This window comes from Rhodococcus sp. BH4 (assembly GCF_002079265.1).
GTDB classification, from domain to species: Bacteria; Actinomycetota; Actinomycetes; order Mycobacteriales; family Mycobacteriaceae; genus Rhodococcus_F; species Rhodococcus_F qingshengii.
In genome coordinates, this window is the sequence record NZ_CP014942.1 from 426043 (window position 1) to 445246 (window position 19204).

Here is a 19204-nt window from a genome sequence, read left to right on the forward strand (position 1 = left end):
TCGACCGCGCTGTGTCGGTCAGTTTCCTGAAGCGGATGTCTATTGGTCGGTGACGGAACAGAACATCCACTGGCCTTCTTCGCGGACGTATTCGACCAGGACCACACCTTCGTCGGTCGTGCCATCTTTATCTGTGACGATCCGCAGACGGACGGAGGCGTTGTCGCCGACGACGTTCGAGGAGATGAATTCCTTGACCGTGATCGTCACGCTGGCGGGCGGGGCTTCATCGGGTTCTGTTGTGGCAGAGACATAGCCGTCGCAACGCATGGATTCGATTGTGGCTTTGTCACCTGCACTGACGGCGGCAAGGTATTCGGTGGTCCGGTCCTGGACCGCGGTGATGTCGTCAGCGGTGCCCGGCGCGGTGTTCACCGTCCGGATGGGCGAGGCGTTGTGCGTGGGGGTGTCGTCGTTCGACCAGGCCGACAGCCATACCGCTAGCCCGACAGCGCAGAGTACGACGAGCATTCCGGCACCGATGAGGACACCCCGCGAGCGGGAGCGCGACGCAGGGGCCACTGCAGCCTCGAATGCTGAGGACTGCGAGCTGTGCGAATGGCCGCTAGTGGGAACGCTGCCGGTACGGGCGGATTCCCCGAACAACGGCGCTCGTGTGGGCGATTGCTCACTTGCACCTGCGGAAGTGCTCGATGGAAAAGGGCCGGTCGTTGCATCAGACGATGGTGTGGTGGCGATCAGTGCGCCTTGAACGACCACTGTTTTCGGATCGTCGAGAGTAGCGATCGGACCGAGCGCGGCGATCCGGCTCTGCACCAACGGGATCCGGGACGAGCCGCCGGTCAGGTACAGCGCCGTCAACCCTTGTGGTCCGCTCAACCCTGCGTCCACCAGAGCGGCATGGGTCAAGGTCGCGGCGCGCTCGATTTCCGGAGCGATGATCGTTTCGAACTCGCCGCGGGTCAGGGTGAGGGATTCGCGGCGATCGTGCCGGCTGTCCACCACGGAGATCGTCGCGGACTCGGTAGAGGAGAGGAGCTCTTTGGCGCGGCGGATGGAGTCGTCGAGGGTCCGCAGGGTGTGGGCCGGTGCGGCGGTCCGCAGAAAGTGCAGCAGCTCGGGGTTTTCGTCCTGAAGTTGAATATCGACCCAACGGCGCACGAGCGCATCGAGATTCTTTCCGCCGAGGCTGTTGTCACCGCGCGCAGCAATGACCTCGAACCTGGCGCCGCTGGTGGCGGTGAGGACGGCGACATCCAAAGTTCCACCGCCGAAGTCGAACACCGCGATCTTCGCGCCCGGCGCGAGGTGTTCGGTGCGGGTGTAGAAGTGGGCGGCCGCACGAGGCTCGGACACTGTTACCACCGAGTCGTTCTGGTATCCCAGGGCTGCGGCCGCTTCGCGGAGAACCTCGATTTCGCGCGGCGACCATCCCTCCGGGTGAGTCAAGACCAGTCTGGCCGGTGGTTGGCCGCGGTGTACTCCGGTCGCCCGATCGAGGGCGAACCGCAGCACTGCCGCGACGGGCAACGAGGCGGGAATGTCGTAGCCGTTGACGTGCACCATGCCTTGTCCGACGACGCGTTTGGGGGAGGGGATGAACGCTGCTGGGTTCGTTTCGGCTCTGTTCAAGGCGACGTCGCCGACGTCGATTGCGGTCGGCGATTCCACGAATACGGCTGAGCTCATCAGGTTGCCCTGGTGCGTCAGGGGCAGTGTTTCTGGTGATCCGGAGCGGATTCCGGTGTGCGCGGCAGCAGTATTGGAGGTTCCGAAGTCGACTGCCAGGACCCACCCTGGCGTCGGGGGCGCCGCGGGTGTGGTGTGGTGTGGTGTGTTCATGCCTGCCTCCGCATGCTCGTGTACGTGCGCACCAGTTCCGCCAAAGCTGCGTCCTCTGCGGCGGTGCGCGTGGAAATCGCTTGCCGCTGAACGTGAACCAGTCGTTCCCCGGCATAATGGGCGAGCTGCCCGGGGCTGGTCTCGGGGTGCACGCCTAGGCGTTCGGCGTCGGTCCGTCCGGAGAGTAGTCGCGTCAGTTCGGTGACGACGGGCGCGTGCGGGTCCGCGAGCAGCATCCCGCGCAGTGCTCGATACAACAGCACAGTGTGCATCGCCGGATCGTTGCGCACCCAGTCGGTGATGGTGCGGATGTGCTCGCGGGCAGGATGATTGACGGCGAGGAGGTCGAGTTCGGTGAGGATCCGATCGGCGCGGTGCAGCGCCGCGAAATCTTGTAGTGCACTCTCGAGTAGGTACTTCACTTGCGTGATCCCGGAATGTTCGGTGAGCCATCGGTTCACCGCGTGCGCGCCCTGCCCTGCGACGGTGCGGGCGCCGAGTACGCCGTATTCGCCGAGGAGATCGAGTAGGCGATCGCGCATCACTGGCCCGAGCTGTTTGGGGCTTTCCGATTCGAGGAGGTCCATCAACTCCAAGGTGTTCATCGATGCGAGGGTGTGCAGGGCGATGGCGTCTGCTTCGGTGACCTGCCCGGTGTGGCTGCTCTCTGCCAGAAGACCCGCGACCGGCACCACGGTGGCCACCGACTGCGCCAGTCGCTGCGCGAGCTTCTGAGCGTGATTGTGTGCGTGTTCGATCGGGTTACGTTGCCCCAATGCGCCTTCGCCGAAACTGTCTGCTCGGGAGAGCACACCGAGGGTGTTGAGTGGGGTGAAACCGAGTTGACGCAGGAATTCGATCTCGTCGGCTCGCGGGGCGCTGTCGAAGAGGAACACGGCACCGTCTGCGTCAACGGACGCGGCGCGGGTTTGGGCGAACCCGTCGATCAAGGCCGCCCTGGTGCGGTTTTCGTTCTCCACGGTCAGTGTCGCGAGCCCGGGAGTATCGACGAGGGTCAGGTTGGCCAGTGCATGTGTGGGCAGGTGCCGGTGCACGTAGGCGATGTCCGCAGCATCGGCATCGAGGCTCACGGAGGTACCGGCCGCGAGTGGGATCGGGCGGCGGTCACCGTCGAGGTCGACGAGTTCGGCACGTGAGGGTGCCCCCGCTTGGTAGACGGTGACGACGTTGGTTGCTTCCAGTGCTGCGGTTTCAGCGACCGGCGCCCCGATCAGGGCGTTGACCAGTGTTGATTTACCTGCCTTGAGGCGGCCGACGATCACCACCCGCGGCGGCGACCACAAGATCGCACCGATGCGGTTGGCGTGATCGACGAGATCCCCACCGAGTCCGGCGAGGGAGTGCAGGCCGCGGTCGAGAGCAGTGCGGACCGCTTGTTGCCGGTCGAACTGCGCGGGATTCGGCGGGTACGACGTACTCATACGGGCATCGGGTCCGTCGGCGCGATGTAGACAGCGACTTCGGCGAACCGGATGATCCCAGCGGGGCCGACCCAGCCGGGCCGGACCAGGGCAGCGACGGTGCCGACCTGCTCCGGGGTGGCCGCGACCGCGCCGGAGACTGCCTTGTGGTGCGCAGAGTCGAAGAGGGCACCAGGGGCGGCGTCGAGCATGTGGACGTCTACCTGCGCGAGGTCTTCGCGGATCCGTTCACGGGCGGAGATGCCGCCGTCGAGGTCGTGGATACCGATCAGAGAGGCGACCAGGCGCCGATCCGCATCTATCGGCATCCCGTGTGGGACCGCAGCAGGTGCGGGCGCGGTGACAACAAGTGGGCCGTACCCGGCACTGGTGTCATGGTCGGCGGTGGCGGGTGTTCGGGCGGTGCGCAGCATCCAGCCGGCGGCGACGCCTCCGGCACCCACCAGCACAATCAAGACGAGTGCGAGCGTTGAGTTCATGAGATCGTCGCCTTCTCCGAGTCTGACACCGCTGTGGCCGGTGCGGATGCTGATGTGGGCGTGGACAGTCGGGTGATGAGGTTCTCCACTTCCGAGGACCGCGCCGTCACCACCCGCAAGTTGTTGTTGAGGCGCTTGAGCGTCGCATCACGCGTCGCGCCGTCCAGACGCGCAGCTTCCTTCGCGTCGGTCATCTGTTGCTGCACCTCGTCGATGCTGGCGCGCAGGTGTTCGCGGTAGCGGATCACAATTTCTGGCCGCGAGAGCGCCAACGCCCCCTCGAGCATCCGCGAAGTACTGACTTTCGCGGTCGCTACGGTCTCTCGTAGCCATGTCAGCAGGTTCGTCTTTCCTGCTCGCATCGCTTTGTAACCGAGGTTCACCCCGACCCACACGACGCCGGCGATCGCCCCGACTCCGATCAGGGCGCCGAGCATCGAGGTACCGATCATGCCCATTGTCAGCACACTCGGGTCGAGTAGGCCTTGCTTCTTGCTACCGACCTGACCAGTCGTGAGGGGGTCGGATTGCATGGAGGCGATGACATCGGCTTCGATGCTCTGCCACACGGTTTCGGAATCGAAGAGCGGCATCACGATGCCCCGCAGCTGATCGAGGAACACCTGCACCGCCGCGGTCATCGCGGCGAGGAGATCCGCTTCGATCTCGCTGGTGAACACCTGCGGGTTCTTGCGCAGTACTTCCATGCCGGAGGAGTTGATCCGGTCTGTCCACTTCGATTTCACGCTGTCGAGTTGTTCCTCGAGGCTCGTCAAGGCAGCTTGGCGGGCGAAGACGAGGTCTCGGCCGAGGTACTGCTCCCACTGCGTCGACTGCGCTTTCAGTTCGGTGAGCCGGTCCCGCTGCGCCTCCAGTTCCGGTAGCGCGCCGGCGCCTTCTTCGGTGACGGCGATGTCCGCGGTGATCTTCGCGTGCACTTTCCGCAACCCTTCGAGCGCCGTCCTCAGGCCGTCGACCTGGGCGCGGTGGTCCGAATTTAGTGAGCTCTGAATGAGGGTGCGGAGAGCGGTGATCCCGGAGGCGTCCTCAGCGGCGCCTCGGCGTATCGGATCTGCAATATCGGCGGCCGCGAGAGCGCGGACACCCGAGACCCCGAGCACGGGGATGGTGCGGCGTAGATGAGTACGAAGCAGGCGGCGGTTTTCTTCCACGATCGGTTTCCACCGGCGCAGATTCTTGTCCGTTTTCGTCACCACCACGATCACCGCTTCCACGGTCGCAGTGCAGGTTCGAATGAACTCCATCTCCGGTGCGGTCAGCGGGGAGGTGGCATCGCAGACGACCACGATGACGCCGGCCTGTTGCGCCGACTGCACCGACAGTTGCGCACGGACTGCGTTGAGTCCACCGGATCCGGGGGTGTCGACGACGACGAAACCTTGCAGATGAGGGGAGGAAACGGGCACGATCGCCCGGGTCGGGAGCACCTCGCCTTGTGTGTCAGCGACATGGCGGCCCGCGGCGCTGACCCAGTCGGCGACCTCGTCGAATCCGATGCGGCGTACCGCGCCGGGGAACACCAGATCCGCCGAACCTGGCGGATGTTCAGCACCAGCGGGCACCAGTGAGATCGTTGCAGACGTGGTGACATCGACATCGACAGGTGAGACACCCCGAACCCCGACGAGGGCGTTGACCAGTGAGCTCTTACCTCGATTGACCTCACCGACGACCACCACGGTCCGCTGATCGTGCCCGCCGGACGTTTTCGCAGCCGCGGCATCGGCTGTCGCCGTGAAGCCGTACGTGCGCAGGATTTTCGTCGCACCGGCCAAGGTGGATTCCGTCTGGCTGCGCATGTCGCTGCCAGCGTCCGCTGCGACAACCGCAGATTCGTCGGACTCCGCCACCTTCTGCCCCCTTCATCGCTCGTCCCACCCGGTGCACGACGTGTCGTCGACCAACCGCCCACCCAGGGAAGCGAGCCGTCCGCCTCGCGGACAAAACCTTATCCGAGGTGAGCGCACAGTTTGTGCGGTGCATTCACAAAGTCAGATGCGCACAACGAGCGGAAAGTTCCCCCGAAACCCGAACGAAATTCAGCAGCCACATCCAGGCGGGTGATCGCACACCTGACGAACGCGGATCACAACCCGCCGCGCAGCGGATCCCCATCTTCGATTCGGAAGGCGCTGAGAAGGCCTGTGTTCGGATGCATCGTCCGCGACGGTGCCGATGGGAGATTTCTGCTGCATACTGCCTGGATGACTGATCGCTTCGATGAAGAGCTGATGATGTTGGCTGACATCCGAGCGTATCTCCGCACCACAGAAGGCCCGGATTTCCCCATCTCGACATCTGTGATCGACCGAGTGCTCGACGAACGCAACAGCGCCCGCCTCGGACGATCCGCGGAATCCGATATCGGCCTGCCAGTCGACGAGCAGCAAGGATGAGTGCTCTCCACGAGAGACATCACTGAAGCAGATGAACAAATTTCGGGGCAGTGGGAACAAAACCCGCCGCCGTCCCATCTGATTGTCGAGGTTCCTTACCTGGTCGGTTCGGCCGGTTCAGGTCGATCACGCGGTAATGAGTGGGGACATGACAGTTCTGAGAGAGGGAAAGATGCGCGCGAAAACCTTTGCGCCGTTGGCAGCAACGGTAGCGGCAATCGTGTTGGTGACTGGATGCTCGCGCACCAGCGAAGGCCAGGCGAACGCCGAAAGTGAGAGCGGAAGCAGCGCGACCGTCGCTGCCCAGGGCGCAGCACCTGGGGAGATGGATCCCGGAACGTACCGCACCACTCCTCAAGCCGACTTCGGGACCGTGACCAGCGTCAACTCCGGCCGCTACGTCGAAGGGCAGCGGATGGCCGAATTCGTCGTCCTCCCCACCGAACTCGACCCGCTGCTGACGGGACCAGTGGGGATGTCGACGTACGTCATCAAATCCGGCACCGCACTGAGCGTCCTGCTGACAGGTAAGTCGCCGGACATCGCCGAACGCGAAGGCATGTTGACCGGGTTCTCCACCTCCCGCTCCTACGAAGACAAGAAAGCGGACAAGTCCATCGTGCACGCTGTATTGCGGTTCCCGGACGCAGAATCGGCGCAACGGGCAGCGGCAGATATGTCCGCCGATGACGCGCTTCCCAGCGAGTACTTGCCTGGCGGGGTACCTACGAGCATCGACATCCTGCCGGACACACTGACCACCACTCGCGAGAGCTCCGACGGTACCTTCAGCTCGAACTCGTTCACCCCGCACGGGCAGTACATCATCTACACCTGGGCCAGCGCTCCGATCGCAGAGAAGGACTGGACGGCGCAGATCACCGCGAAAGCCCTCAAACAACAGGGCCCGATGATCGACAAGTTCCCCGCGACCGCAGCCGATAAGTTCGCCGAACTGCCGATGGACATCGACAACGTGTTGGTGCTGACGATCCCGGAGGACGACGGCAACCGCACCACCAGCTCCGACGCCGTCTACGGGCCTCGTGGGTCGGCGCACTTCTCGACCAATCCGACACTGACGCTGGACTTCATGGACAAATCCGAGACGACGTTGATGGCACGTTCGGGAAGCAATGTCTATCGATCTGAAAGCGCTGACGGCGCAGCGACGCTGTTCGATTTGTTCAAAGGAGACATCGTCGACTCCGAAGGATTCACTCCATCCGCCAACCCGCCCGGTGTCCCGAACGTGGCCTGCTTCACCAAGGACAGTCCGCAAGGAACGTACAACTACTGCATCGTCCACCAAGGGCGGTACCTCGGTGAAATCAGTGCTCTCGACGACGAGACGAAGGTCCACCAGATGACCACCGCGCAGTACAAGATCCTCGAATCCGCGAAATAGCATCTACAGCAACAATATCCGGTGTACACCTTGGGGGTGTACACCGGATATTGTTGTTGAGGTGACGGAGGCCGCTGGGTTGACTCGTGTGGGCCGGGTTCAGCCTCCACGTAGCGTCATCAAAGCCCTCCCGGGGGAGGCTTCCGTTTCCCGCGGAGGCGCGGGAGTGCTGAGAACAGACCAAGCGGTCGCAGCTTCGCGTTGCCTGCCGGCGTCGCCGTCCGCGTTCATTGGACTGATCAGCCTTGAAGTGTCGCGGCATCCGAGGGGCCAAGATAAGTCGCCAGTATCGGCGGGGAGCCGAAATGTCTTAAACTGTTGTCCCGGTGCGGCATTGGTAAGTCAGTTGGAGGCCGACTCGCGTCCCTGGATGGCTGAGACGACAAGATTGCTCTTGGGTAAACTCGTTCCGGAATTTACGGCCTCGACCCATTCGCTTGTTGTTGCGACGGCGGCGAAGTTCGATTGCAGAAGAATCATGAGGGTCTCGTGTAGCGACTGCGCTGATACCTGACCCGCTTCGTTCGCCAGATGGATAGCGCCGCTGGCATCGGAGATGATTTCGGCGGCGAACCCGAGCGCCTCTGCTTCCACGGCGGTACCGAGGTCGCAGTTGTTCGTCATGTACCCGACGATCGTGATGGTGTCGACGTCCTTCGTGCGCAGCCATTCGGCGACATCTGTGCCGGCGAAGATACTCGCGTACTGCTTGTGAACGCGCTTGGTTGCCGAATCGATGTGGCCCTCGAGTGCCGGGTGAAGCGACCATCCGGGGGTGCCTTCGACAAAGACCGGGGCGCCGTCGGGCATTCGATGTTGCACGATGACGACGGGAAGGTCATTCGCGCCGGCAACCTTGACGGTGTTGAGTATGTTTGCCAGCGATTCCTCACGCGGCGGATATTGAATCTCCAGAGGGCCGTCGCAGTACTCCTGCTGGACGTCGACGACGATAAGGGCACGGCGAGGTGTAGGCAATTTCATCACTCCTGGAAGATCGGCCGGATTCAGTTTCGCGTCGGTGTCCCTGACGCTCATCTTCCATTGTTCGGTGGTCTCTATGAATCGGTGAGTGGCACGGGTGCATACTTTCGATGACTTTGCGCCAAGCAGCGGGGGAGACCAAGATGCGAATTGCCGTGTACGCGTTCGACAGCATCACGATGTTTCACCTCGCGGCACCGCTGATGGTGTTCGGTGAGCTAGGCCGACTCGGAATTGCACGTGATTGGGAAACCAGGTTGTGGTCCGATCGCTCGGGTCCGGTGCGGACCGCAGAGGGATACTCGATCGCAGATGTGGCGGGACCGCGGACGCTCGATTGGGCGGACATCGTGATCATTCCCAGTTGGCCGCTACCACTTTCACCGATCAGCGAGACGTTGCGAGCCAAGCTTCGCCAGTCACACGCTCGCGGTACACCGATCGTGGGGCTGTGTCTCGGCGCTTTTGCCGTCGCCGACGCCGGGATCCTCGACGGCCGAGCGGCCGTTACGCACTGGGACATGATGCCCGCCCTCGCCGAACGCCATCCCAGCATCCGCTTGGACGAGTCGGTGCTTTATGTCGACCACGGGGATGTCATGACGTCCGCGGGGACGGTGTCGTCGGTCGACGCTTGTCTGCATCTGGTGCGTAAGCACCTCGGATCCGCAGTTGCCACCCGTGTGGCGCGAAACCTGGTCGTTGCGCCGCATAGAGAGGGTGGCCAGGCCCAGTACATCGAGAGACCACTCGCGGAGCCTGCGGGCGATACAGCTGTTGCGGATGTACTGGAATGGGCGCTACGACGACTGGGCGAACCACTTTCCGTTGACCGTCTCGCGGGTCAGGCTCGAATGAGTCGTCGAAGCTTCATTCGGCAATTCCGCCTCGTTACTGGCACCACTCCTGCACGATGGGTTCTCCAACAACGCCTGAGCGAGGCTCGAGTGCTTCTGGAGACGACCGATTGGAGTATCGACGCTATTGCTGTCGCGTGTGGGTTCGGAAGCGTAATCACCTTTCGGCAGAACTTCGCATCCGCGTTTGCGATCACACCTTCGTCGTACCGGAAGCAGTTCGCAGACCACCCTCTCAGGGGTTCCGGATAAAATGCGACGTCGGTTGGGTAGAGAGGTGAACGCTCAGGTAACAAATATGACCATCCCGCGTCTCCCACTTCGCGCGTCAAGGGTAGGCCAGGCCGTCCCTGGTCGAACCGCCCTCCGCTGACGATCCACCGCCCTCACAAGTACCTGGATTTGAGAATTGTCAGCCGGTGGATGGGGCGAGTGCGGTGACGAGTTGTTTCCGGGCGCGGTTGATGCGGCTTTTCACTGTCTGGACGCCGACGCCTTGGTGTTCGGCGATGTCCGCGTAGGAGAGTTCTGCGAATTCGCGCAGCACGATCGCGACCCTGAAATCTTCCGGAAGCTCAGCAAGGGCTGTACGGACCGCGTCGACGTCGACGACGCGGTCCGCAGTCAGCGAGGCGGGATCGTGCAGTTCGACGAGATCGTCCGGTGCAGTCGGGTCTGGGGTACGCCGTCGAATTGTTGCCAAGGCGGCGTTCGCGGCGATGCGGTGCAGCCAGGTGCTGAATCTGGCATCCCCTCGGAAGCGGTGCAGGTTCTGCCAGGCCGCGGTGATGGCGTCCTGGAACGCGTCCTCCGCGTCGTGATGATTCCCGGTGATCTGCAGGCATACAGCCCACGCGTGGGTGCGATGTCTGCCGACCAATTCGCCGAAGGCGCGGCTGTCGCCTTCGCGGCACAGCTGCAGTAGCGCGGTGTCGTCCATCGGTCCCCTCGGTTGGTCAGCGGTCAGAATATATGCCACAGGTTGCCGAAGAATGACATGGCCGATCACCTGTCCTTTTTGCGAGGATTCAGTCGGCGTGAGACTGGCCCTGGGTGGCTGACGCCGCGGTCGGCGCTGATATTTACATGCCGTCGCCGAGATCGATGTCATCGTTGATGTCCTCGTCGTCGCTGTCGTCGGGGACATCGACGTCTCCGAAGTGCTCGAGGTCCGGGTGAGCATCGCCGCTGTCGCTGCTCACGGTGTCGTCGTCGAACGTCCCGATGTCGTCAACATCGTCTCCGGGGCGCACGGTGTCGTCCATCGGTGGGGCGAGTATGTCGTCGGCAGGGGCGCTGTCAGGGTCGAGCGCATGCACGAGAGCCGCGGACCACACGTCTTCGGGCGGTTCCGGCAGCAACGACTCGCGCGGAATGCCGAGTTCGTCGAACAGACTGCCTTCGTCACCGGACATTGCGGATCTCACTTTCTCTGATCATTCGGCCGCGGCGTGCGTGCGGTGAGTCATCGATGCGTCAGGGTAATGATCGCCCACGGCCTCGGAGCCAACGCAGCGACGGTCGGATCTACGGTGGAATCGGCGAGGTCAGCATCCGGAGCATCGGCGACGAGCATCTCGTGCCCGGAGTCGGACCACGCATCCTCGAACCTGTCGATGGGGACCTCGAGTTGGTTGCCGTCGGGATGGCCAGGGTCGGAGAGGATGACCACGCCACGTTCAGTGTCGATGCCGGCGACCACGAGAGCATGATCCGGGGTGTCGTCTTCGACGGTTTCCTCACCGGGATACCAGATCTCACCGGAATCGACCATCGTGACCACCCCGTACCCGTCGGACAGTTTCTCCTCCAGATCGCTGATCGAACTGCTTTCGAGATGGCACGGCACGCCTTGGTCCTCCATGAGGACTTCCATGCTCTTCGACGTCATTCCTTGCGACGGATCACCGTTCGGAAACAGTCCGAGTTCGAGTGCCCGATCGACGAGCTGTTGCGGGTCGCTGATGTCGAGGCCTGTGTATTCGGAAACGATCTGAGCAACGGACGACGGGCCGCAATAGCCGTCGACCTCCTGGTAAAACCAATCCGCTGTCCACGCGGTGGGCGTTCCGTATGTTCCGTCGTCAGGGCCTGGGGTTCCGTCGGTCGCTGGTGTCGGTGTCTCGGCCGGGTCGGGAAGTGAGGCATCGTCATTGGTCGGGATCGGAGCGGGCGGGGCAGCGTCTGGTTCGATGTCATTGTCGGGGACGGTCATAGCGGGCATGGACGGCATCGCATTCGGACTCGTCACCGAGTCGAGAGTGTCGTCCCACATTGTCGGCATCGCCGGCATGTCGATCCCTGCACTATCCCCGAGGAAATCGGCCCCGTCATCCGTCGGCGTCGGGTCGCCAGCGTAATCGGTGTCGGCTAGGTCGGTGCCGAAATTCTCGTCCATGTCTATCCCATCAGATGTCGGCACCGAAGTGCGAATAACGAATTGCCCTGCAGAACAGCGAAACCGAAATCAGACTTCAGTCAGAGATCTATCGCGTCGGGAGCTGGTGGCGCCGTGTCAGGGGTCTCGGCGGGATCAGTGAAATCGGGGACCGGATTCCACTCACCGGTCTGACCTGGATCAGTGACGAACTCGTCGGCGAAGCCGTCGCCGTCCACGTCGATGCCCGCGAAGTCGAGAATTCCGTCACCGTTGGTGTCCACGATGACGGTGTCTACTCGGCCGTCGCCATCGGAATCGAAGTCCGCTTCGTCTGCGAGACCGTCGAAGTTGGTATCGAGGACGACCCCGTCGATGCGGCCGTCGTTGTCGACGTCGATCTGGGTGATGTCGGCGTAACCGTCGCCGTTGCTGTCGATATCGATCACATCGAAACGTCCATCACCCGCAGTGGATGTTTCCACCACATCCGCCACACCATCACCGTCGAGGTCGTGCGTGATCTGATCGACGTCACCGTCACCGTCAAGATCGATCTCGATGGTGTCGACGATGCCGTCGCCGTCGAGGTCGCGTGCCGTATCGTAGCCGTTTTCGGCGCCGGAATCCGAAGTCGGAACAGAGGATGGGGTGGCCGTCTCGGTGCCGGTGAACTGGGCATCTTCAGGGTTGCCGGTGACCTGGGGGTTGGTGGAGATGTCATTCGGAGTAGCCATCGCAGAAGTCCCTTTCGCTGTGGTGACGCAGCGACCGTTCGCTGGTGTCGACAATCAGATGCACCACAGCCACAGAATGTTCCCGACGAGATGAAACTGGTTGATCCTGCCGGGTGACTGACCTTGAAACGCGCAGCTTTGAACATCGGGCACACGGTTCCGGGCGGGGGATGTGCTCGCGCGATCAGCGTCATTGGACTCGCGCCGCTTTGCACGACCAAGTGACCAACCTGACGGCGGTCGTGGCACTGGAGTCGGTGCAGTGCAGCTGAGGAAACCGATGGGCGTCGATGGTTTCGGCGCCCCGGACGATGAGTTGCCGTGGAACGGAAGACCGCCGCGATGCGGTTCCTCACGGTGGAGGCCTGGGTGTGCAGAATCCGGGGCGCAGGGGCCGGAGTGCAGGAAGTTCTCGTATTCGAAATGGGGTGCAAGCGGTGTCGACGAACGTCGGCATCGGGGCGCTGGTATCGGCTTCACAGGGGTGTCGAGATTCGATGGTGGTCGCCCAGCGCGGTGACTGAACGAATTCGACGAGGTTGGCGCCTGGCTCCGTCCGTGAAAGAGCAGTGCGAATGCAAACATGCGCGTCCGCGCCCACCTAAGCGTTCGTATGACCCTCGCTGCTTGTCGAGGTCGATCGGGCGTTGCTATGTCGATTTGCGCTATCCACCTCACCCCGGGCACCCCGCGGGGAGACCTGTCCCGTCGGATCAATTTCTTGGACAGGTGCTTCGAGCGTCATCCTGACTTCATCCCGCGAAGAATATTCCATGGTGTACCCAAGCCGGTGCGCAAAGTGCGTGACCCTTTCCTCGACCACAGCACGATCCCCGACAAGCAGATCGGCAAAGGGCATAGCGAGGACCCCCAGAAGGCTCTACGCGCGATCATCAACGCGGATCGCTCTGTACAACAGAATATTTCCGCCGCGCCCCTGGCAGACTAAGCCTCTCGCCGAATCGTCAACAACAACACCACTTGTCTGCATCCGCAGGGGCAACGCGGCCATCCGTCACCCTGCGGTCACGGCAAACAGAAGATGGGCCGAGGGCAACGATTTCCCCGTCGAGGACGTCCTCTCGATGATCGAGCACTGAACGAAGCCCGTCGACGATCTCGGGGAACGTGGCGCTGAAGTTGTTGCCGTTGCGCGACCGCAGCGCCGGCGGTTTGGCACCCGGTGGTGGCGATGGCCCTGACTCCATTGACTCGAATCCCCAGCACTCCCCGGTTGGGGGAGGCCCGAGCTGGCGAGCATCGACGCACTGGCTTTCCGATGGCGGCACTCATGGCTCTGCTGTGCGCGGTTTCGACCGTTTTTCGGAGGTTGAGGCGATGGTCAAATGAGTGAGCCTGCAGAACCGGATGAGACTCGAGGGTGGAGTCCGGCCCCGGCCATGGGGCCAGGCCGGAACGGTGATGATGACGGACGGTCAGTGGGCCTACCGGTACAAGGATGGCGCGGAGTTGATCATGATGAAGATGCCTGAGCGTCCAGACGCGAAGTAGCCGGCAGACATTCACAAAGATCAGGTCGCCACACGTGACCGATCTGCAAGGATCTTGCAGGTCAGGACCATAGCTCGCGCTGCGGTCTGGTCAGTGTGGCGACCTGATTCTCGTCGCAGGACACAGACTAGTACGCGGGCCCGACATCTGCGATGCAGAGATCTGGGGGCCGGCCTCCGGTTACTCGATCGGGGAGAGCGCGGACGCGTGCAGGAGGGACGATGCTCCGAGTAGTTCGATACCGAGGAGCCGTCCGTCTCTGTCGTAGTCGAGGATGATCTGGCTGTCAGAGCCGTCGCAGTGGACGTGCTGCTGGCGCACAGCGTCTCCGTTCGCCCGGTCGGAGGCCACATAGATGTATGAAGCGTCGGCGTCAGGGTCGTATGCTGCCGCGAAGGTCAGATGCATATCGAGAGAATAGTTCTGGGCGGAGCGTGAGGCGACTTGACGCTGTGGCCGCGCGGAGGACTTCAACACGTGAAGTGCCGGCACATATCCTCGCCGAGCGCGGTTTCATCCGAATCAGGTGGGCCCGTTGAAGAATTCCTCGGTGACAACCTCGCCGTCTTGGATTCCACTGTCTCTCAGCTTCCCTGCCATCGTCAAGGATGCATACACGTACGGAAGCGCGGATCGCGGATCGGTGTCGTAGTCCTCTTCGTTCCCGCCCAAGAACACGAAGACGCGCGGCGTGATGCATTGTCCGACGTCCAGACTGGACAAACCGGCCCGTTGCAGCCAGAAGGCATATTGGTCCAGTGCGCAGCCGTTCAAGATGGTTCCATCTGCGATTCTCAGCCGAAGAAGGCCGTACGGTAGCAGTTCCTCTGCGATGCCTCGTGCGGGATCGAAAATGTAAACCATTGTTTCAGGTTTGTTCTGAGTCAGCTTGTCGAGGATGAAGAACTGGATGCCACGCCAGTCCTGGGCGAAGCAGTACATACGAGGGCGATCGAAGTAATGGGATAGCAAGTCAGAAAGCCGATCCGAGATCGACTCGTCGTAGACCTGGAACGCCCCACTTCCCAAAGAGAGGGACGTTCTTCCGCTGGGATTGCCACCGGTACCCACGGATGAGTCCTCACTGTTGCGGTTCTGCAGGGCCTTTTCTTCGGCCTGTGGGGCGCTTGGAAACGCTGGGCCCTGCACCAGAGCTATCCACATACAGGCCGAGCACCACAGCTCATAGCCGATGTCTCCGTAAGCAGGGGAAAGGGGTTCGTCGAAGGGAATCCACTCGACCGTCAAATCTCGTTGATTGCAGTTCGGGCACCGAATTCCGTCGAAGGACCCTTCCCGGATCCTGGCTACAACGAACTCCGGCACCGGCACTGGCGTCGTACGGGCCTCATGGTTCGAAGGCGAAGTTTGAGGCTGCGTATCGCCCACAGGCGATCGATCGAGAGGCGGCGCGGGCGGGAGGTCGGGCCATCGATCGGGTATCGAGGGGCGATACGTGTGCCGGGAGCCTGTGCGGACGAGGTAGATGAGCAGAGCCACTGCCCCGGCGATGATCAACACGGCTGTTTTTCCGTTCGCTGGGGGATCGGGGGTGGACTCGGTATCAGGGATTCGTCGTTTCGTGTCTGTTTGTCACAGAAGGCTATTCGTTGGGCGCAACTGCGTGGTGGTCAGATCAGTAACCCGAGCGCCAGAAGCGTGAACGCGAGCACTGCGGTACTGGTGGCCGCGCCGGTGAGCGTCCGGTGTCCCGTGAAAGCCAGCGACGTGGCCTGCAGCGCCAAAGACACTAATCCGGTGCCGACGGCGGTGAACAGGACGAGTTGGGGCACGGCCACGGCAGGGTCCAATCCTGTTGATTGTCAACGGAACAGCGATCCGATGACGTCGACGACGAAGTCCACGACTGTTTCGAGGACGCGTTCCGTGAAGCGCCGTAGCCGACCGGGATGCGAGGTAGCCATGTCGTCGGTGCCCGTAGGGTTCAGAGGACGCGGGGGAGTGTGAAGCTGGTGCAGCGCTGCCGGGCTCCGGTACGGCGACTCGATCGGAATGTCCTTCCGCCGCCGGCAGTGGCTGCTGTTTCGCGGACATGGGGTTCACGCGGCATGTGCGGGCTCCTTCTGTCGGCGATCGCCCCGGTGCCAGCCGATTGAGGACCGCGGGGTCTCGTTACCGACAGTCAACGCTCTTGCGTGAATATTCAGCAATCATTTTGCGTGGTTCGAGAGTGAAATCACACAAGGCTGAAAGCGTTCTTGTCATTGAGGAGATTCCTTTATGCCACGGCGCACACGGTCTGCCGTTCTGAGGTGAGCACCGTGATGGTTATGCGGTGGTTACCGTTCGGGTGCTCCCGGATTGGTCGGGGAGTGGTGTGGTTTCATGCGCCGAGTCCGACGTTGGTCCAGGTGTCGAGGTAGGTGGAGTAGTCGACGAGGTACGGGGGCTCGTCTGACGACCACACCACCCCTCTGACGGCGTCCCCGTCGACGTGCAGGCAGAGGAATCCGCCGCCGCCGGAACGGAAGGTGGCGACGCAGCGCGAGGGGTCGGGGTACTCGTCGGGGGAGAGACGTCCAGAATTCCCCAGTCGAAGGCGTCGATGCGAAACATGTTGCGCAGTGGCAGTGGCCCGACCGTTCTCCCAGCGATGTCGTACCAGCCGTTGTGAAGGTGGGTGTAGAACCGTGTGAGGCTTGCCGGAAAGTGGTGCCACACTGCCGGGACGTCGTCGTTCTCGGTGACCGGCCGCCCACCGAGGTAGTACATGTCGTCGCCGTCGGCGGCTGTTATCCGGTACAGGAGAAACCACTCACCCCGCGATGTGAGCAAGGCGACGTCGACGAGACTGGCAGTGATCGTCGTGTAGGTGTCGGACATGATCGGCCGCCCGAAGTGGTTCCACCGCTTCAACACTTCCGCTACGCGCCACGCACGGTCCCCGGCGAGTGCGTGCAGCCAGTGCTCCGGTAGGTGTCGGCGGTCCTGCACGGTGAGGTCGTCGATCTCGACCAACTCGGGTGCGGCGACAAATCTCGCAACATGCTCCAGATCCACGTTTCCTCCATCTGCGACGTCGAGTTACCTGTCGCTGTTCGGCATTGACCGGCACGCTTCTCGGCCACTCATTTCTGTCGTAGCTGCCTGTTGGGTTGGTGGTCCTTGTCCCAGGCGTAGTGGAGGAAGGGCCGCACGTGGGCGAAGGTGGCTATGACTTGGTGGACTATTCGCTCGATCGCGGCCGCGCCGTGCAGCGGGGAACCCTCCGAACTACCCAGTTCCCCTTCCCGGATCACGCCGGCGGCAGAGCGGATCTCCAGCACTGCACTGTCCGCGACTTTCAGTCCGTAACCTTTGGCGATCTGGCGCTCGGTGACGTCGTCTCGATGCACATACGTGCTCGTCAGTCGTCCCGGTGTGGGGAGAAGCACGATGCCGTTCTCGACTGCTTGTGCGATCACCACCTCGGCAAGCTCAACAGATGGAGCAAACGGAATATGTGGGATCTCGCCGCGTACGTACGCGGCTTCCAGTTCCGCTGGCGAGGCGTCTACATGGCCGACTGGGAGCCAGGCACGCGCCCACTGCGACACATCGCCCACGATCAGGAAGGGCCATGTGCGGGAATTGAACTCGGCTTCCGCCTGCTCCCACGCTACGGCTTGACCCTCGTAGAACTGTGTGCGCGCGGTGGGAACCTCAGGCGTCTCGACCTGCACCTGCCCCGATCCCTGTGGTTCTACCGGCCGCTGTCTCCGTTGAAGCCATCTCCGCACCGACCAGCCCATCAGTCGAGTAAGCACCATTGCCTCCCGGCCTGGCCAGGTGGTGCTGTCGGGGCGGGGCAGGGGTAACTCTCGGTGTCTCGAGGTCGACTCGGTGCCGACACAAGGGTTGCTAGGGTTACCCGGTCATTGGAGAGATTCCTATCGAATTGGAGACGATGTTGCATGGCTGAGAGAGTGATTCGCCAACTTATCGACGATCTCGACGGTAAGCCGATCGACGACGGATTCGGCGAACGCATCCAATTCTCGTATCAGGGGTCGGACTATCTGATCGATCTGCGGCCGACGAACGTCGACAAGTTCAACGCCGCCCTCGAGCCTTTCGTGAAGGTCGCCGAGAAAGTCGGAAAAGCACGCCGCGGCAGTAAAGCTGATGTGACGGCGAAGGATACCGGTTCAGGTCGCTCGAAAGAGCAGTTGCAGGCAGTGCGGGACTGGGCAGTCAAGAACGGCTACGACGTGGCACCGCGGGGACGGGTCAAAGCGGAGATCCTCGACGCCTTCGACGCCGCGCACTGAATTCGATCCGTTTGATACGGCACGACATTCAAAGCTGATGCGCAATCGGGTGTGAGGGGAATCGTTTCCTCGCACACCCGTATCTTCCTAACCCGGCGTGGATTCCGCCACCGGCCGTCAGCTGTTGCGAACTGTGGGTGTTTCCAACAGAAAACATCCACGCATTACTCATTTTCCGCAGTCGAAGTACGTCGAAGCGCATCGCTGTCTGCGCTCGGCCGCCGACTGCCACTGCGAACAGCAGAGATTAGACGCAGTCATCTCCGGGTACAGTTCCGCAAGCAGCCTGCGGAGTGCGCGCATACACAATCCAGTCGGTCCACCGTCGACGTCTTGCGCTCATTCTGCAGGCTGCACCCGCAACTGTCAGTGCAGATCATTCCCCGAGTTCCCTTGCAGGCGAGTAGGCCCGGCAAAGGAAGCATCGTCGACGGCAGTCCATAGGTCACTCCTCGTTGAGCCAGACACCGTCTGTGGCTTGAATCTTGCGGATCATCGAGGGACCTGCGGTCTATCGAACCTGCTGATCGCCAGCACTATCGGCGACGGCTCAGGCGGAATGGAGCGACTGGAATGTGGTCACGAACCCATCGATGGTTTCGCACACTTCGGCCTCGTCTTGCGGTGCGCGGCTCGGGTCATCGTGTCGTAGAGCGTTCATGATTTCGATCTGCCCCCATGCCCAGCGTAGGTCTTCGTGGCGATCGTGTTGTTCGTGCTCGTACTTGTCGACGATCGATTCGTAGACGGTTACCAAGGCGTGCAAGGAAGTTCGGCCGTGATCGTAGTCGTCGGCTACCTCGAGGATCAGAGTGTGAAGATCTGGTGATTCGGGTGAAGGATCGTGCGGGTTGTCCGACGTCATGAGTCTTGTCCTCGCGATTGACGGTCAGGAAGTTTCCGGCGGGGATGAAGTG

Annotated in this window: 20 protein-coding genes; 5 read left to right on the forward strand and 15 right to left on the reverse strand. The window is 62.2% G+C overall.

The window, feature by feature from the left end:
• Window positions 1–39: 39 nt before the first annotated feature.
• The 4 genes from A0W34_RS31325 to A0W34_RS31340 are packed head-to-tail and all read right to left on the reverse strand — an operon-like array spanning window position 40 to window position 5595.
• The gene (locus A0W34_RS31325; RefSeq protein ID WP_081559350.1) at window positions 40–1803 is read right to left on the reverse strand and encodes an Hsp70 family protein; all 1764 of its coding nucleotides are present in this window, start codon (window positions 1801–1803) and stop codon (window positions 40–42) included.
• Window positions 1800–3245, reverse strand: coding sequence for a GTPase (locus A0W34_RS31330; RefSeq protein ID WP_081559352.1), 1446 nt, complete (start codon window positions 3243–3245; stop codon window positions 1800–1802). Before A0W34_RS31330 ends, A0W34_RS31325 begins: the two co-directional genes overlap by 4 nt.
• Window positions 3242–3724, reverse strand: a complete 483-nt coding sequence (locus tag A0W34_RS31335) for a hypothetical protein (protein WP_081559354.1) — start codon at window positions 3722–3724, stop codon at window positions 3242–3244. Before A0W34_RS31335 ends, A0W34_RS31330 begins: the two co-directional genes overlap by 4 nt.
• The gene (locus A0W34_RS31340) at window positions 3721–5595 is read right to left on the reverse strand and encodes a dynamin family protein (protein WP_232330100.1); all 1875 of its coding nucleotides are present in this window, start codon (window positions 5593–5595) and stop codon (window positions 3721–3723) included. The genes A0W34_RS31335 and A0W34_RS31340 overlap by 4 nt, the downstream gene beginning before the upstream one ends.
• Window positions 5596–5949: 354 nt before the next feature.
• Between A0W34_RS31340 and A0W34_RS31345 the strand changes: the two genes are divergently transcribed.
• Window positions 5950–6141: a hypothetical protein gene (locus A0W34_RS31345; protein WP_143541242.1), complete on the forward strand. Its 192-nt coding sequence runs from the start codon at window positions 5950–5952 to the stop codon at window positions 6139–6141.
• Between the two features lie 148 nt (window positions 6142–6289).
• Window positions 6290–7549 carry a DUF7373 family lipoprotein gene (locus tag A0W34_RS31350; RefSeq protein ID WP_081559356.1) on the forward strand — a complete coding sequence of 420 codons (1260 nt, stop codon included), beginning with the start codon at window positions 6290–6292 and terminating at the stop codon, window positions 7547–7549.
• Window positions 7550–7891: 342 nt separating this feature from the next.
• Here the strand turns inward: A0W34_RS31350 and A0W34_RS31355 are convergent, their stop codons facing one another.
• Complete coding sequence (locus tag A0W34_RS31355) at window positions 7892–8527, reverse strand: isochorismatase family protein (RefSeq protein WP_198035759.1); 636 nt, start codon at window positions 8525–8527, stop codon at window positions 7892–7894.
• 149 nt (window positions 8528–8676) lie between these two features.
• Between A0W34_RS31355 and A0W34_RS31360 the strand changes: the two genes are divergently transcribed.
• Entirely contained in the window at window positions 8677–9642 is a 966-nt protein-coding gene (locus tag A0W34_RS31360) for a GlxA family transcriptional regulator (protein ID WP_081559358.1), read from the forward strand.
• A 160-nt stretch (window positions 9643–9802) separates the two neighbouring features.
• Here A0W34_RS31360 and A0W34_RS31365 read toward each other — a convergent pair whose 3' ends face one another.
• The 4 genes from A0W34_RS31365 to A0W34_RS33290 all read right to left on the reverse strand — a co-directional run bounded on the left by A0W34_RS31365 (window position 9803) and on the right by A0W34_RS33290 (window position 12504).
• Window positions 9803–10330 (reverse strand): RNA polymerase sigma factor, encoded by a 528-nt coding sequence (locus A0W34_RS31365; protein ID WP_064688417.1) that lies wholly within the window; start codon window positions 10328–10330, stop codon window positions 9803–9805.
• 142 nt (window positions 10331–10472) lie between these two features.
• On the reverse strand, window positions 10473–10805 hold the full coding sequence (locus A0W34_RS31370; protein ID WP_081559360.1) for a hypothetical protein: 333 nt from the start codon (window positions 10803–10805) through the stop codon (window positions 10473–10475).
• A gap of 50 nt (window positions 10806–10855) precedes the next feature.
• Window positions 10856–11788 carry a C39 family peptidase gene (locus tag A0W34_RS31375; protein ID WP_081559362.1) on the reverse strand — a complete coding sequence of 311 codons (933 nt, stop codon included), beginning with the start codon at window positions 11786–11788 and terminating at the stop codon, window positions 10856–10858.
• A gap of 80 nt (window positions 11789–11868) precedes the next feature.
• Window positions 11869–12504: a hypothetical protein gene (locus A0W34_RS33290; protein ID WP_198035745.1), complete on the reverse strand. Its 636-nt coding sequence runs from the start codon at window positions 12502–12504 to the stop codon at window positions 11869–11871.
• Window positions 12505–13854: 1350 nt separating this feature from the next.
• On the opposite strand from A0W34_RS33290, the gene A0W34_RS33295 reads away from it, so the two are divergent.
• Window positions 13855–14016 (forward strand): hypothetical protein, encoded by a 162-nt coding sequence (locus A0W34_RS33295; RefSeq protein ID WP_198035760.1) that lies wholly within the window; start codon window positions 13855–13857, stop codon window positions 14014–14016.
• 180 nt (window positions 14017–14196) lie between these two features.
• Here the strand turns inward: A0W34_RS33295 and A0W34_RS31390 are convergent, their stop codons facing one another.
• From A0W34_RS31390 to A0W34_RS31405, 5 genes are all read right to left on the reverse strand, one after another.
• A complete protein-coding gene (locus A0W34_RS31390) occupies window positions 14197–14424 on the reverse strand; it encodes a DUF2283 domain-containing protein (protein ID WP_081559366.1) in 228 nt (75 codons plus the stop codon).
• A 114-nt stretch (window positions 14425–14538) separates the two neighbouring features.
• On the reverse strand, window positions 14539–15087 hold the full coding sequence (locus A0W34_RS31395) for a hypothetical protein (protein ID WP_156888984.1): 549 nt from the start codon (window positions 15085–15087) through the stop codon (window positions 14539–14541).
• Window positions 15088–15647: 560 nt separating this feature from the next.
• On the reverse strand, window positions 15648–15815 hold the full coding sequence (locus A0W34_RS32960; protein WP_156888985.1) for a hypothetical protein: 168 nt from the start codon (window positions 15813–15815) through the stop codon (window positions 15648–15650).
• A 490-nt stretch (window positions 15816–16305) separates the two neighbouring features.
• Window positions 16306–17037 (reverse strand): hypothetical protein, encoded by a 732-nt coding sequence (locus A0W34_RS31400; protein ID WP_232330101.1) that lies wholly within the window; start codon window positions 17035–17037, stop codon window positions 16306–16308.
• 68 nt (window positions 17038–17105) lie between these two features.
• Window positions 17106–17699, reverse strand: coding sequence for a hypothetical protein (locus A0W34_RS31405; protein ID WP_081559370.1), 594 nt, complete (start codon window positions 17697–17699; stop codon window positions 17106–17108).
• A gap of 231 nt (window positions 17700–17930) precedes the next feature.
• On the opposite strand from A0W34_RS31405, the gene A0W34_RS31410 reads away from it, so the two are divergent.
• Window positions 17931–18287: a histone-like nucleoid-structuring protein Lsr2 gene (locus A0W34_RS31410; RefSeq protein ID WP_047269234.1), complete on the forward strand. Its 357-nt coding sequence runs from the start codon at window positions 17931–17933 to the stop codon at window positions 18285–18287.
• A gap of 550 nt (window positions 18288–18837) precedes the next feature.
• On the opposite strand, the gene A0W34_RS31415 is transcribed toward A0W34_RS31410, so the two are convergent.
• On the reverse strand, window positions 18838–19152 hold the full coding sequence (locus tag A0W34_RS31415; protein WP_054781409.1) for a hypothetical protein: 315 nt from the start codon (window positions 19150–19152) through the stop codon (window positions 18838–18840).
• Window positions 19153–19204: the final 52 nt, after the last annotated feature.